This is a genomic window from Verrucomicrobium sp. BvORR034 (assembly GCF_000739635.1).
Taxonomy (GTDB): Bacteria; Verrucomicrobiota; Verrucomicrobiia; order Verrucomicrobiales; family Verrucomicrobiaceae; genus Verrucomicrobium.
Map to the genome: position 1 here is coordinate 1 of NZ_BATQ01000117.1, position 15,025 is coordinate 15,025.

Consider the following 15,025-nt stretch of genomic DNA (forward strand, 5'->3'; position numbering starts at 1 on the left):
AAGAGACATTCCTGCCCCAGCCCCCCACGCCCCTCTCCCACTCCGGCCCCCCAACAAGTCCGCGGGGCCGGAGCCCCTGCCTCCTGTACTCCGCGGCCAAGTCACCTCACAGCCTGTCCCCATGATAAAGGAGGCGGGGGTTCCCAGCCCCGCTCACGCCCCAAACGTCCCACAACACCGCCTCATCACCCTCAGTTCCCAACAGCCCCGGGCTGTAGGGCATCCCGACCTGTCGGGATTGCCAAATCAGGGGTCGCTCACCTCGCGATCCCCGCCCTTGTACCACCCCAGATGACGCAACGCATTGGGTATTCCTTGGCTTGACCGCGTAAACGCGGAACTCCAACACTGAGGTCAGCTCGTTGGGCACTGAAAAGGCAGCCTCACCCCAAAAAGGGCTGGACGCTGATTACACCGAACCGTCGTGATACCGCGCTTCGTCCAGCAAACGGGATAGGGTAGCGCCAACGAAGGAATAAGGAGTAAAGCCCACGCCCTCTTTCGTCCCGGAGGGACGCTGGACTGTAGCCGGTGGTGCCAACCACCGGATCACCATCTACCCGCGCGATCGCGTCCCGGAGGGACGCCGGAACGTGTGGCGCGGCCCCTCCTCTGGGACTATCACCGCCAAAATCTCCCGCACTTTCGCGCTCTCCCCGACCCAAAACCTCAATAATCTACATCATCAAAAACTCAGTAAATCTAAACTATATGCAAATAATTATGACAATTATGTTTTGTATCCACAATAGTATGGTTATATTTCGTAATTATGGGTCGAGAGTCTCACGCGAGGGAAAGCTCAGATGACAATAGCGGCATGCCAAATTCTCCCGAGGAGAAGGTTTTGTCCGACCCTACGCCCCTTCCACCCTACCATCTGGCTCGTTTTCACGCCCTCGCCGACCTGATCCCGGATGCCTTTCTGGTGCTGGACTCAAGCAACCGTATTCTGGCGGCCAATGCAAAGTTTCTGGAGATTTTTGGTCTCGCCCCAGAACTCCCCTGCCCATCCGGACTGAAAGATCTTCAGGGGCAGTTGGAGGGCTGCTTCGCCTCGCCAGAGGCCTTTGCAAAGAAGTGGCAGATCCTGCTCAATGATCCGGCTTCCCTCTACAACGAGGAATGGGAGCTGATCAAACCCGCGCCAAAGATCCTCAAGCTTTCCACCATCCTCGTCAGCCCCATTCCAGGCACGCCAGCCACCGAAAGGGTCGTTTTCTGGAGAGACCGCACGGATATCCGCAATCTGGAAGGCGCACTTCAGCAGGCCCAGAAGATGGAGGCCATCGGAATTCTTGCTGGCGGGATCGCTCACAATTTCAACAACCTGCTGACGGCCATCACCGGCAATCTTGGGATCGCGCTCCAGCAGCTCAACGCCAATCCATCTGGGCAATCCACCGCGGAAGTGATCTCCCTGTTGGCCGATGCCTTCAAGGCAGCCGCAGGCGGGCGGGAGCTGGTAAAACAGATGCTTTGCCACGCCCGGCACAACAAGCACTCCGTTGAGAGCACCGACATCCGCACCATTGTGACTGAGGTGCGGGATCTCCTGAAGCACTCTATCTCTGTCTTGGTCCAGGTGGAGGTACAGACACCTCGCACCCTTTGGCCCGCGATGGCTGATCGCAGCGATCTCCAGCAGGTCCTCATGAACCTGTGTGTGAATGCGGTGGACGCCATGAAAGGCCGCAGCAACAGCGAAATTCTCATCACCGCCTCCAACCGGGCGCGCACCGCTCCCCCTGAAGGCCTGTCCAACGGTGCCAAGCTTGGCGACTACGTCTGCATTGAGGTGCAGGACAACGGCCCTGGCATTCCCTCGGAGGTCATGAGCCGCTTGTTTGAACCCTTCTTCACCACGAAGCCCCGCGGCGAAGGAACAGGCCTGGGACTGTCCTCCTCCCGCGATATCGTCGAAAAACTGGGGGGCTGGGTTGAATGCGAATCTCACTTGGGCCAAGGAGCCGTCTTCTCTGTCTTCCTGCCCCGGAGCACCTCGATGCCCGACATGGCCACAACGAGTGTCGTAACAGCCAATCCAATCCCACCCAAACCCTCAGGCACAGAAGTGATTTTGGTGGTGGATGACGACCCGCTTGTCCGCAACGTCAGCAAGCGCCTCCTCAGCGGTGCCGGCTACCAGGTCTTCACCGCCTGCGATGGCCAGGAAGCGGTGGACTGGATGAAAACTCCCGGCAACGTGGCTGATCTCGTTCTTCTAGATGTCGCCATGCCCCGTCTTTCCGGCCCTGACGCCATGGTGGAGATCCGGAAAATGATCCCCTCCCAGCCCGTGGTCCTCTGCAGCGGCTTCCTCTTTGACCCCGCCGCCTTCCGCGATGCCCACGGCATGCTCCCCGATGCCAGCCTCTATAAACCCTACGAAGTAGGAGAACTGACCGGCACCGTCCGCAGCGTGCTCGACAAACATTCCTCAGGTCCCCCTCCGGCCCTGCCCTCGTAAGGGAAATGATGTTGGCACCAAGAACCTTGCGTGTTGCAACACGCCAGAACAGACCGCCACAACTCCTCCGGAGTAGTCTCTCTACTCTCACCTACCCAACGTAACCTCACTGGAAGCTCGTTAACGTTGGGCTTGTAGCCATATCCTCTTCGAGGAAAAGGTACCCAGGGTTGACTGGCTTAGGGCTAGTCCAACTACTGGGCTGTGCTCCAAATCCCCTTCGGGTATGAACTGCGGACTGAGCAGGAGTTGGTTCCTTGGCTGTCACCCCAAAAAAGCGCGCAGGGGTGGTCTATTCTCCTCACGTCGATAACTACAAGGACCTCAGGTATGTCCTGGCATAAGGAAAGGCGCTGGTCGATCTTGTGCCTGAGGCAGGCTGAACGGACGAGGTCGTCATCAGCCCTGCTGACCTCTCGGGATTGCAGGAAATCACAGGGGCACCAAAGCGGCGTCGAGCCACCAGCTACTCCAAGACGCTGACGCGTTCATCGGCCATGCCACATAGGGCAACCCCTTGATTGGGACATACAAGTGTCGCGAAGCGTCTTGGAGTGCGTGCGGCTCGACGCCGATCTCGCCTACCGGATACACATGCCAACTTCACCCCTCATCTCCGCCAGCCTGCCATCCTCAGCGTGCCTACGGACACTCTGGGTCTGCGACAAAGCATTCTGCCGAGCAACCCACAACACCAATTGCTAGTTGTCGACGTAAGGAGACGCTAACTGAAGCGCCTGTAGCGATGCACTTGCTCAAGTCGCCGCCTATCCCAGCTGCCCAAGATGCATTCGGCTGATACTGCCAGTCAAGGAGGGTCAGGGGACGGAGCATCTACGCAACGCTTTCAGCGTTGGACCTCTTTTCCATACATACCCAACGTCGACTCGCTTGAGGCTCGTCCAACATTGGGCTGTGCTACACATCCCATTCTGGGATGAGCTTTGGACTGCGGCTGGCAGGCCGACAAGAAACCGGCTCAGTCGAAGTTCTTCCTCGAAGAGGATGGGGCTACAAGCCCAACGTTGACGAGCTTCCAGCGAGTCTACGTTGGGTACGGGTGTTGGAGGTTTTTACTCCGAAGGAGTTGTGGCGGTCTGGGAGCCTTGCGCATCCAAGGTTCCTTGGCAGGCACTAACTGAAGCGTCTACAGCGATGGTCCCGCTCAGATCCAACCGCCTATCCAACACCCCGCCGCTCACTCCATCACTCCATCACTCCATCACTCCATCACTCCATCCCCACCCTCACCAAAATCCCCACTGCCGTGTCCACATAACATAAAGCCCCAACAACAAATTGGCCACGGCATGCATCACGACGCAGGCCCCTAAACTCCGGGACTTCACGGTCAGCCAGTACATCAACGCCCCAAATCCCAACGCACCCAACCAATCCACGGGGGCATGGGCCGCCATAAAACAACCCGTGACAATCGCAAACGTCCGCCAGTCATGCCGGCCAAAGGGTACTTTCCTGAAATCGCCGCCATCCGCCTGGACATACCGCATCAGGAAACCGCGCCAGAAAATCTCCTCAATCAAGGGCACGACGACGACCATGCGAATGAAGCGCATCACCACAACGGCTGCATAGGCCGCACCGTTTCCTTCGAAAAGACTCGGATCAAACCCGTCCTTGCGCTCTGCCAGCCCCAGCCATTCCATCCATTCCGGAACTTTCGTTCCCGAAGCGGCGAGATTCTCATAAAGCAGCGCCGGGCCACACCACCAGACAATGCCCAGCGTCCCCAACCCGACCGCCCAGCCAAGCCCCCGCCAGGGGGCCAGCTGATAGTGCGACCGGAAGGCCAGCAGAAGCCCCCCTGCCACCAGCGTTTGCAGCGGGTAGATCCAGTGTTCTGGAGCATGCCTCCACCAGGGGAGTTGGAGATTCTCCACCCCCACGAGCGGCTGCAAGGCCCCGATCAGCATGAACACCGCCAGGGGCACGACATGCGCCGCCACAGGAGAGCGGCGTATGTCGGTCCACAACGGCATGCAGATCAGTTGGGCTGCATCAGGCTCCAGCCTTGCGATACTTGGCGACGAAAGCCGCCATCCCGTCCATGGCCTTCTCCAGGAGATCCGGCGCGGTGGCGTAGCAACACCGTACACACAACTCTCCACTCGGGCCGAAGGCATCGCCCGGCACCACGGCCACGCTCTGCTCCTCCAGCAGCTTCAGCGCAAACTCGCGGCCCGTGAGGCCCGTCGAGCTCACATCCGGGAAGACGTAAAACGCCCCGCCTGGGTTAAAGCAATGGAGGCCCATTTCATTGAGCCGCTTCACCACAAAGTTGCGGCGCTCTTCGTAGCTCTGGCGCATGCCCTCATAAGCCTCAGCCCCAAGACGCAGCGCCTCCACCCCTGCCATCTGGCTCATGATCGGAGCGCAGAGCATGCAGTACTGGTGGATCTTCATCATCGCCTCACGCAGCGGCGCCGGCGCACAGGCATAGCCCAAGCGCCAACCCGTCATGGCGAACGCCTTGGAAAACCCATGCAGCAGCACTGTGCGCTCCCGCATGCCGGGATACTCCACGATGCTCTTGTGCTTGGCCCCGTCATAGAGCAGCTCGCTGTAGATCTCATCCGTGAAGCAGAGCAAATCATGCTTCACACAGAGGGCGGCAATCTTCTCCAGTTCCTCCGGGGGCTCCACAGCGCCGGTCGGGTTGGTGGGAAAGTTCAATGCGATGACCTTCGTGCGCGAGGTGATCGCCTTTTCCACATCAGAAGCCTTGAGGGCAAAGTTGTCCTCCAGACGGGTGTTCACTGGCACCGGCACGCCATACGCCATCGTGATGCTCGGTCCGTAGGACACATAGCAGGGCTGGTGAAAAATCACCTCATCACCCGGGTTGAGCACGGCGCGGAAGGCCAGATCCAACGCCTCACTGACGCCGACGGTGACCAGGATCTCCGTCTTCGGGTCATAGGAAACACGGAAGTGCTCCTCCACGTACTTGCTGATGCCGATACGAAGCGACTCCAGCCCCAGGTTCGAGGTATAGCTGGTCTGCCCCTTTTCCAGGGAGCGGATCGCGGCCTCACGGATGGGCCAGGGAGTCGGCTTGTCAGGCTCACCCACCCCGAGGGAGATGACATCACTACGACCAATGACGAGCTCGAAGAAGTCACGAATGCCCGAGCGGGGAATCCCGCTGAGCTGGGTGGACAGCTTGCTCTCCAAATCCAGTTTGCGAGGATGGCTCATGGCGACACAAGAAGAGGGCCGTCGGTGGGCGGCGTGTTGAGCATGAAGCCGTCATGCTTGTACGTACGCAACTGGAAGTGCGTGGCGGTGGACAGCACCACATCCAGGGTGCTCAGCTTCTCGGCCACAAAGCGGGCCACGTCATAGAGGTCCTTGCCCTCCACCACCACCGCCAGGTCATAGGCGCCGCTCATCAGGTAGCAACCACGGACCTGCTCATACTGCGACACCCGGCGGGCAAAGCGGTCAAATCCGCCGCCGCTTTCCGGGGTGATGCGCACCTCAATGAAAGCCGTCACACCGGAGTGATCCGTCTTTTCACGGTCCACCACGGCATGGTACCCCAGAATGACGCCTTCTTTCTCAAGGGCGGCGATTCGGGCGGCGACTTCGGCTTCAGTGATGCCCAAACGCGTAGCGATATCGCCCGCGCTGAGGCGTGCATTTTCTTTTAGGAGTTCCAATAGACGTTCCATAGGGACGGCAAACCTAACCTAGGTTTTACAGCTTGCGAGAGGATTCACGGCCCCGTTTCGATGCAAATGTGACTGTGTTGGAATACAGTTCACGGTCGCCGGACCAGCGCCGCACCGAATTCGGCACCAACGACTTGGCCCCCATAGTCTGCCCCCCCTCCGGGCACAAAAAAGAGCGCAGGCCCGACAAACCGGGACCTGCGCTCTATGAAAGCTACGTCAAAATCAACGATCGCCAAAGCTGATGCCCACGGAGCGGGCAGCCTGCACCACTTCGCTGTCCGGCTGCACCAGACGGAGCTGGTTCACGGCCTCTTCAATGGAGACGTCACCGACGTGGTAGCTCTGGTAGCTGACCATGCGGCCGAACTTCTTCTCGCGAATCAGATTCACCGCCTTCACGCCGAAACGGGTGCCAAGAATACGGTCCAAAGGCGTCGGCGAACCGCCACGCTGAAGGTGGCCCAGACGCACGTCGCGGGTTTCCTTGCCGGTAAGCTGCTCCACTTTGCGGCCCACATATTCACCAATGCCACCCAGCTTCACCTGACGACGCTCTGCGTCCATCTGCTCGCGGGTCATGAGGCTGCCATCTTCCAGCTCTGCGCCTTCGGCCACAACGATCAGCACCGAGCGGTGACCGGTCGCATACAGGTGATTCACCTGACGGGCCACGTTGTCGATGTTGAACTTGATTTCAGGGAGCAGCACGATGTCTGCGCCGCCGCCGATGCCACCCCAAAGGGCGATCCAGCCAGCGTGACGCCCCATCACTTCCACCACCATCACGCGCTGGTGACTGTCTGCGGTCGTATGCAGACGGTCCAGAGCGTCCACCACCGTGGCTACCGCGGAGTCAAAGCCGAACGTCATCGCCGTGGCTTGCAGGTCGTTGTCGATCGTCTTGGGCACGCCCACAGCGGGCACGCCTTCGTTGCAAAGCTGCAGAGCGGTGGTCAGGGAACCGTCGCCCCCCACGATGATCAGTGCCTCAATGCCGAGATATTTGATGGTGGCCTTGGCCTGATCCATGATCTCCACAGGCACGAGCGCCACGTTGTCCACGCCAATCTTGGCGGCAAAGTTTCCCTTGTTCGTGGTGCCCAGAATGGTGCCACCCAACTTGAGAATCCCGACCGTACGGTCCACATCCAGCTTGATGTGCCCAGGGCCATTGGGCAGCAGCCCCTCAAATCCGTCGCGGAATCCGATAACCTCCCAGCCGAGTTCAGTGGCCGCCCCGACCACCCCATGAATCACTGCGTTAAGTCCGGGGCAATCGCCGCCGCTGTTGAGGATGCCAATGCGCATAGTTTAGGGAGTCTAGGTGTTGGTGTTGTTCTTAATCTGGTTGCTGTGGTGAGGAGAAATGACAGCGGGAAATGCGATCAAAAGCCGCTTAGCAATTGTTTGGCATCCGTCACAGCCCGGCCTGACTGAAGCCAGCCGTCATAGACGCCCCAAGCCTGCTGAAGCAGTCCTTGGGTCTCCGCAAAAGGGTCCGCCGAGCCCAGGACCACGGTCACCATGCGGTGACGGTAGAGGACTTCACGGCCGTTTTCCTTCATGATCGTGCCGCGGCGTTCCTCTGAAACGATCACGCAGCCTCCCGAGCGGGGCGTGTTGCCAGTCTTGATACCGTCGATCATGCCCACGCCCAGCAGCGCATTGGTATTCTGCATGGGCACACTCACCGGCTGCCCGCCGCGCAGAACCGTGATGTTGCGTGTCTTTTGGTTGGTGTAGAACCGGAAGGGAGCGCGGGAGATCGCATACATGCTGAGCCGGGCCATGTCTGCGGCGGTGGAGTATGGGACAGACCGGCTGTTCTCCAGCCCGTGCGGATTGGTAAACTTGGTGTTCACCATCCCTTCGCGGGCCGCGAGGTAGTTCATCTCCGTCACAAAGGCAGCCAGGGGATCCCCAGTCCGGCCTCGACGGTAGTTGACGTCCTGCCCGACGAAGAGCGCCAGCGTCGTCGCCGCGACATTGTCTGAGGACATCATGGAGGCGTACAGCAGGTCCCGCAGGGTGATCTGATCGCCCGGCACCAATTGCAGAGGGTTCATGCCCGCGATTTGCAACGCCTCAGGCGAGACCGTTGCCAGCGTGTTGAGAGGCACTTTGGTGGCTTCCGACCAGTCCAGAGCGACCAGAGCCGTGGCCATCTTGGTCAACCCACCCACCGGACGCTTCAAGTTCCCGCCCGCCTCGACATGGATCTTCTTGTTGTACACGTCCACGGCGATCACGCTGGACTGGGCATGCACCATGCTGGCGCCTGCAAAACAGGCGACCACCGCGACACTTAACAATCTTGCAAAAGAGCGACGCATCTTGTCGTACACATGGTTGGGGTGAAACATGGGAGCGGCACACTAGCGGGCATGGCGGAAGGGTCAAGGGTTCTTGGTTGCGCGCGGCCACCATTGATTCTCGAAATTCATCCCTGAGAACTTGTTGGGATGAAAATGCCGGGGGTGTTGCGAGGCATTTTGAGGCTGGACACACCCCGGCGAATCCTCACTTCGCTCAGTCAGTCCAATCTCACCTGCCACCGCTGGCATTTTCATCCCAACAGGTTCTGAAAGATTTTCCCTAGTGCGAATCCTTGGCGTGATGCCCTTGCAGCCGACGCCCCTGCGATCTATCAAACAGCCCACGGCCACATTGGGTTGCACCGTCCCCTTTTTTCATCCCCACCATCATCATGTCCACCGCCCGCGAATCCGCTCTCGCCCTGGTCACCTCCTACTACGAAACCTTCAACTCCGGCGACCGCGAGGCCTTTTTGGCCCTGCTCACAGACGAAGTGCGGCACGACACCAACCAAGGTGGCCAGGAAGCAGGCAGGGAAAAATTCCGCACCTTCCTGGCACGGATGGACCGTTGCTACGCAGAGCAGGTCAAAGAACTCCAGGTGTTTGCCAGCGAGGACGGCACCCGCGCCGCTGCGGAGTTTTTCATTGATGGCACGTACCAGTCCACCGACGCGGGTCTGCCCGAGGCTACCGGACAGAAATACTACCTGCGTGTGGGCGCCTTCTTCGAGTTGGTGAGCGGCAAGGTCGACCGCATCACCAACTACTACAACCTCCAGGAATGGCTGCGACTCGTCGGAGCCTAGCTTCCCCGGAAGGGATCAACTGGCAATCTGATCCACCTCGCGAGCCAGGGAGAAGTCCAGCTCCGTCAGACCGCTTTTGCTATGGGTGCTGAGACGGAGCGTCACCTTCCGCCACCCAATCTGAATGTCTGGGTGGTGATTCAGCGCCTCAGCCCGGGTGGCCACCTCGTTCACAAAGCTGATGCCCGCCAGATAGTACGGAAATGAAAACGTGCGGGTGATTTCGGCCCCCTCTTTCTTCCATTCCGGCACAGTGGCCAGTTCTGACTCCAGCGAGGGTTCATCGAGCAATTCAGGCATTTTTGACCATGGCACGGTTTTCCAGACGTGCATCCTTTTTGCCTTGCAAGGTAGTTCGCCTCACCTATAAACAACCCCTCGCCGTGGTACACACGGCGGGCTTTTCTGCAACCATCACCTGCCGCCTAAATCCTATGGGTCAGATTTACAACAATATCGTAGAAACCGTCGGTCGCACCCCACTGGTAAAGCTCAACCGGGTCACCGAAGGTCTCGAAGCCACGATCGCTCTGAAATGTGAGTTCTTCAACCCCCTGGGTTCCGTGAAGGATCGCATCGGCATGGCCATGATTGAAGACGCTGAACAGCGCGGCGTGCTCACCAAGGATACCGTGATCGTCGAGCCCACCAGCGGCAACACCGGCATCGCCCTCGCTTTCGTGGCCGCCGCCAAGGGCTACAAGCTCATCCTCACGATGCCAGAGACCATGTCTCTCGAGCGCCGCACCCTTCTCGCCTTGCTCGGTGCTGATCTCGTGCTGACGCCGGGTCCACAGGGCATGAAAGGCGCCATCGCCAAGGCCGAGGAAATCGTAAGTTCCACACCGAACGCCTGGATGCCCCAGCAGTTCGAGAACCCCGCCAACCCTGCCATTCACCAGAAAACCACAGCCGAGGAAATCTGGGCCGATACCGAGGGGCAAGTTGACATCCTCGTGGCAGCAGTCGGCACGGGCGGCACTATCTCCGGTTGCGTGGAAGTGATCAAGCCCCGCAAGGCATCCTTCCAGGCCATCGCCGTGGAGCCGGAAGCCTCCCCTGTGATCAACCAGACCCTCGCAGGTGAACCCGTCCAACCCGGACCGCACAAAATCCAGGGCACTGGCGCAGGCTTCGTGCCCAAGAACCTCCACCTCAAGGATAGCGCTGGCAATCCCCAGATCGTGGAGTGCGTGAAGGTGTCCAACGACGACTCTTTCGCCATGGCCCGCCGTCTCGCCAAAGAAGAAGGCATCCTTGTCGGCATCTCCACCGGAGCCAACGTCGTGGCCGCTATTGAGGTGGCCAAGCGCCCCGAAAACAAAGGCAAACTCATCGTCACCGTTGCCTGCTCCACTGGCGAGCGTTACCTCTCCACCGCTCTGGCGGACGAGGCCCGCGCCAAAGTCGGAGCGTAATCCGCCTCCTTGCCTCTTTTCAGTCCGCCGCACGCATCCCCAGCCAGTCACCTCAACATGTCAGAATTCACGCCCAAATCGGCCCCAGAGATTGATCTCACCCCTCCTCCCCAAGGCAAGGTTGAAGAGTTCCTGGAGCAGCACATCAAAAAGATCCTCGTGGGCGTGGCCTTGTTGGCTGTGGTCCTGTTGACTGTCGCCATTTCGCGTCACTTCAAACACAAGACTGAGGTGGAAGCAGCCGAGCGTTTCACCGCCGCCTCTACGATTGAAGATTGCGATGTGGTGATCGCCAAGTATCCCGGTTCCACAGCAGCAGGCAACGCCCTGCTGCTGAAGGCCGACCTGCTCTGGAAAGAAGGCAAAAAGGAGACCTCTACCGAAGTTCTCCAGGAATTCGTCAAATCGCACGCCCAGCACACGCTGCATGCCAGCGCTCTGCTCGCACTTGGCAGCAAGCAGATGGCCTTGGGAGACAAGGACGGGGCCGCCCAGTCCTTTGAAACCTTGAAGAAATCCCATTCCGCGAGCGAACTGCTGCCAGCTGCAGATATTTACAGTGCAGACATCCTCTGGGCTGATGGCAAGCCCACCGAGGCCAAGGCCCTCCTGGAAGGCATGTTGAGCCGCTATCCCGGCAAAATGACCGCCTTCACGAATCAGGTGGATGAGCGCATCAAGATGATTGATGCCGGCCTTCCCCAGACTGAAGTGGATCCGCCTCCAGCACCGAAGGCCCCTGAAACGCCCGGCCTGCCGATGCCGACCATTCCAGGTCTCCCCGGCCTCCCCGGTGGCCCGCTTTCTATTCCCGGGCTCCAGACACCTTCCCTTTCAACGCCTCCCGCAGTTCCGAGTCTGCAAACACCGGCGCCTGCACCTGCTCCAGAAGCTTCCGCATCCCCTGCAGTACCTGCTCCTGCTCCTGTGCCGGCTCCTGAAGCACCTGCGACTCCGGCCCCAGCGCCAGCACCCGCTCCGGCCCCAGAAGCTCCCGCGACTCCTGCTCCTGCACCGGCACCGATTCCCACCCCGGCGGCCCCTGCCCCTGCACCTGCTCCGGCCCCAGAAGCTCCCGCGGCACCTGCGCCCCAGTAGTTCAGCTACTTTTTCAGATTCCCACAAGCCGGTCCGGCACTCGCCAGACCGGCTTTTTTTGTGGCAACCTGGTCCCCTTCCGCCCGATCAACTCGCTTTTCAAAGCTCTTTGGCCCAGTCCAAGCGTAACAAAGTTGAAGGGATGCACAGGTGGAATGCCGTCACCTGCCCGTGGCAAAATGAAGTAAACTTTCCTTGCCGCCAAAGTTGACTTCGCCCGTGCCTCGCGCTCCTTGTGAAAGTTTTCACAATCAGATTCTTACGCCGGAAAAATGAAGCTTCCCTCGTTCTTGAAACCCCGCCCGGCGTTTCCATTTGAGCTTGTCAAACCGGAGATCGAACGGGTCGAAGAACTGCTGATGGAGCAGGCCCGCGCCTTTGACCCCAATGTCGAAGGCTACATCTCCTACGTCTGCAACACTTCGGGCAAACGCATCCGCCCTGCCCTGGCCGTCTTGGCTGGGGGTGCCACTGGCGGCGTGACCAACGAGCATCGGCAGCTGTCGATCATCCTGGAGATGATCCACATCGCCTCTCTGGTTCACGATGACATCATGGACGGTGCCACTATCCGCCGCGAAATGCCGACCGCTGCCGCCAAGTGGGGCAACGCCCTCAGCGTCCTGCTGGGAGACAGCCTCTTTGCCTACGCTCTCGAGCTGGCCACGCAGTTTAATGAGTCATCCATCTGCCGCAAGATCGCCCGGGCCTCCCGCGATGTGGCTTGCGGTGAAATTCTCCAGACCCAGCGGCGCTTTGATTTCACCCTCTCGATGGAGGAGTACTTCAAGATCATCGAGATGAAGACGGCAGCGTTGTTCGCCAGCGCCACTGAGCTGGGTGCCCGCCTCAATGGCCGCAGCGATTCCGTGGTGACCTCCATGTACAACTACGGGAACCGGCTCGGCACAGCCTACCAGATCTACGACGACTGCATCGACCTCGTCGGCGATGAGAAGGAGATTGGCAAGACACTCGGCACCGACCTCGCCAAGGGCAAGCTGACCCTCCCGATGCTCTTCCTCCTGCGTGACGCCACCGAGGCCCAACGCACCAAGCTGCAACGCATGGTGCTCAAAGGTGAACCCATGGACACCACCATCCTCGCCAGCATCGCCGACTACGCCGGGGCCATCGAGCATGCGGTCAACACGGCCAAGGAAATGCTGGAAGAAGCCAGGAAGGACCTGATCTGCCTCGATGCCTCCCCTCACAAGGAAGCGCTGGTCACGATCACCCAGTACCTTGACGGCCTGCTCGACCAGTGCCGCACCTCGGTGTGATTGCTGCTCGCGCCGTTCCAAGCGACGACAGTCCATTCGTTCATGAAACAATTCCGGCAGGAGCTGGCACCTCACTCGGTCGCAGCTCTTGCGCGGCACCCAGTTCCTCCCGCTGAATCAGGACGCTGACCTTCATGCCAGCGTAGCTTCCGGGAGGGCCTGAGAAGATGCCGCTCACCGGCATCACCCCACGAGGATGGGCACTCGCCCCCAACGCAATGTGCTTGTTGGAAACCTGCTCACCGAGTGTGGGATCGAACCCGCACCAGCCGCAGTCTGGCAGGTACACCTCGATCCAGGCGTGAGTGGCTCCGTGTCCGGCCGTGGATGCCCGGGTGTCGAGGTATCCGCTGGTGAATCGCGCAGCAATGCCCAAGGTGCGGCAGGCTTCCATCATCAGGGTGGCCATATCCCGACACGATCCCGTGCGGAGCGACAAGGTCTGAGTGGGACTTTGCACGCCCGCCTCTTCACGACGTCGATATCCCGTTCCTGAATGAATGGCCTGGTTGATCTGAACGACGGCCCCCATGGCGGAGGCCGCGGGAGACCGCCTTAACACCTCGTTGACCCAACTCCGGACAACCTCAGACTCGTCGGGATAGCTCAGCTTCAGATAGCCGTCGACCACGGCCGTTTCGATCAGCGGATACGCCACGGGCAGCGCTACCACGGAACAACGGCTCCCCTCCATAGGAGCCTCATCGCTCAGGGCGTCCACGACGTCCATCTTCACCTCGCTCACAATTTCCAACCGGTCTGACTCTTCTTCGATCTCAGCCAGAGCGACATGGTTTCCATAGAGGTCGTTCATCCAGAAAAACCGCGCCTTGGGCTGAAGAGCCAGATGATGTTGCAGAACCGTTGTGCGGTGGCCTTCCCTCGGCCTGAGCACCAGGCGATGAAGCCCAAACTTCACCGGAGCCGCATATCGGTACTCCGTGCGATGAACGATGCGAAATCTGGTCATGATGTGGACTGAAAGTATCTAAGCCGCCACGCTGCGCGGCCCCCTACCCGGTTCGGCTGAGGTGAGAGAAATAGCCTGTTCCCGGATCTCAGATGGGCTCATCTTCTGGTAGAAGTCGTCCACGGCCAGACAGCTCACCTTTTGGTGGTTGAGCTGGAGCGGCCCGAATGAGGTGGAAATGGAAACGTCCGCAGCATCTCTCCCCGTACCGATCCGGACCATTCCGTCTGGCGAGGCCAGCCCCGTAGCGTCCCACACCAACCAGCGCCCCCCAATCCAGGTCTCAAAACAGGCATGGAAATCCGGCGGCTCCAGTTCATACGCATACCCGGTAAAATACCGTGAGGGGATGTTCATGGCCCGGCAGAGAGCAATGCCCAAATGCGCAAAGTCCCGGCATACCCCTGCCCGCTCCACGAGCGTGTCCACCGCGGAGGTGCTCGCATGAGTGGACCCGCTTGTATAGCTCACGTGATTTCGGATCCAGTCGCAGACGGCCAGCACCTTCTCATACGGCGTGGCGGCCCCATCGAACTCACTGGCCGTCAGATCACCCAGCCGGTCTGACTGGCAATAGCGGCTGGGATAGAGGTAATTCAGCAGCTCAAGATCAAAGTGCCCGGGATCGGTTTCAGGGAGCATCCGTCCATCCAGCCTCTCCACGGACACCTCCACCGTGGCCTCGTATCGGATCTGGTAGATTCCGGGAACCTCCAGAGTGATGAGATCGAACCGGTTGCCGGTGCTGGCACAAACGTGCGTTTCAAAAGGGATTCCCCCTGTGATCACAAACCGTTCCTGCTCCACCCGCTGCCGCTCACAATCGCCAGCTCGGATGTTCAGCAGGAAGGTAACAGGAAGGGTAGCGGTGTATTCCAGCTCGCTGGCAACGTTAAATCGCGTCATGATGATAAAGGCTTGGCAAAAGTTGAGGCAAGGTGCCGCTTGACCGGGCCAGCTCTCC

Annotated in this window: 13 protein-coding genes; 5 read left to right on the forward strand and 8 right to left on the reverse strand. The window is 59.7% G+C overall.

The genetic code is table 11. The features are described 5' to 3' along the window. Positions 1 to 820: 820 nt before the first annotated feature. Positions 821 to 2,470, forward strand: a complete 1,650-nt coding sequence (locus BV034_RS19120) for an ATP-binding protein (protein WP_050028596.1) — start codon at positions 821 to 823, stop codon at positions 2,468 to 2,470. Between the two features lie 1,247 nt (positions 2,471 to 3,717). Here the strand turns inward: BV034_RS19120 and BV034_RS19125 are convergent. From BV034_RS19125 to BV034_RS19145, 5 genes are all read right to left on the reverse strand, one after another. Next, complete coding sequence (locus tag BV034_RS19125) at positions 3,718 to 4,470, reverse strand: CAAX prenyl protease-related protein (RefSeq protein ID WP_081887937.1); 753 nt, start codon at positions 4,468 to 4,470, stop codon at positions 3,718 to 3,720. Between the two features lie 19 nt (positions 4,471 to 4,489). After that, a complete protein-coding gene (locus BV034_RS19130; RefSeq protein ID WP_050028598.1) occupies positions 4,490 to 5,689 on the reverse strand; it encodes an aminotransferase class I/II-fold pyridoxal phosphate-dependent enzyme in 1,200 nt (399 codons plus the stop codon). Further along, positions 5,686 to 6,165, reverse strand: coding sequence for an Lrp/AsnC family transcriptional regulator (locus tag BV034_RS19135; protein WP_009961507.1), 480 nt, complete (start codon positions 6,163 to 6,165; stop codon positions 5,686 to 5,688). Before BV034_RS19135 ends, BV034_RS19130 begins: the two co-directional genes overlap by 4 nt. A 225-nt stretch (positions 6,166 to 6,390) precedes the next feature. Then, positions 6,391 to 7,476: an ATP-dependent 6-phosphofructokinase gene (locus BV034_RS19140; protein ID WP_050028599.1), complete on the reverse strand. Its 1,086-nt coding sequence runs from the start codon at positions 7,474 to 7,476 to the stop codon at positions 6,391 to 6,393. Between the two features lie 77 nt (positions 7,477 to 7,553). Beyond that, the gene (locus tag BV034_RS19145) at positions 7,554 to 8,531 is read right to left on the reverse strand and encodes a serine hydrolase (RefSeq protein WP_050028600.1); all 978 of its coding nucleotides are present in this window, start codon (positions 8,529 to 8,531) and stop codon (positions 7,554 to 7,556) included. 344 nt (positions 8,532 to 8,875) lie between these two features. Between BV034_RS19145 and BV034_RS19150 the strand changes: the two genes are divergently transcribed. Next, entirely contained in the window at positions 8,876 to 9,292 is a 417-nt protein-coding gene (locus BV034_RS19150; protein WP_050028601.1) for a ketosteroid isomerase-related protein, read from the forward strand. 15 nt (positions 9,293 to 9,307) lie between these two features. Here BV034_RS19150 and BV034_RS19155 read toward each other — a convergent pair whose 3' ends face one another. Then, positions 9,308 to 9,592 carry a 4a-hydroxytetrahydrobiopterin dehydratase gene (locus BV034_RS19155; protein ID WP_050028681.1) on the reverse strand — a complete coding sequence of 95 codons (285 nt, stop codon included), beginning with the start codon at positions 9,590 to 9,592 and terminating at the stop codon, positions 9,308 to 9,310. 134 nt (positions 9,593 to 9,726) lie between these two features. On the opposite strand from BV034_RS19155, the gene cysK reads away from it, so the two are divergent. The 3 genes from cysK (at position 9,727) to BV034_RS19170 (ending at position 13,091) form a co-directional block, all read left to right on the forward strand. Further along, a complete protein-coding gene (gene cysK / locus BV034_RS19160) occupies positions 9,727 to 10,710 on the forward strand; it encodes a cysteine synthase A (RefSeq protein ID WP_050028602.1) in 984 nt (327 codons plus the stop codon). A gap of 57 nt (positions 10,711 to 10,767) precedes the next feature. Then, positions 10,768 to 11,808, forward strand: coding sequence for a tetratricopeptide repeat protein (locus tag BV034_RS36190; protein ID WP_050028603.1), 1,041 nt, complete (start codon positions 10,768 to 10,770; stop codon positions 11,806 to 11,808). Between the two features lie 272 nt (positions 11,809 to 12,080). Then, the gene (locus BV034_RS19170) at positions 12,081 to 13,091 is read left to right on the forward strand and encodes a polyprenyl synthetase family protein (protein ID WP_050028604.1); all 1,011 of its coding nucleotides are present in this window, start codon (positions 12,081 to 12,083) and stop codon (positions 13,089 to 13,091) included. Between the two features lie 40 nt (positions 13,092 to 13,131). Here BV034_RS19170 and BV034_RS19175 read toward each other — a convergent pair whose 3' ends face one another. Next, a complete protein-coding gene (locus BV034_RS19175) occupies positions 13,132 to 14,061 on the reverse strand; it encodes a transglutaminase family protein (RefSeq protein ID WP_050028605.1) in 930 nt (309 codons plus the stop codon). A gap of 18 nt (positions 14,062 to 14,079) precedes the next feature. Then, positions 14,080 to 14,967, reverse strand: coding sequence for a transglutaminase family protein (locus BV034_RS19180; protein WP_050028606.1), 888 nt, complete (start codon positions 14,965 to 14,967; stop codon positions 14,080 to 14,082). Positions 14,968 to 15,025: the final 58 nt, after the last annotated feature.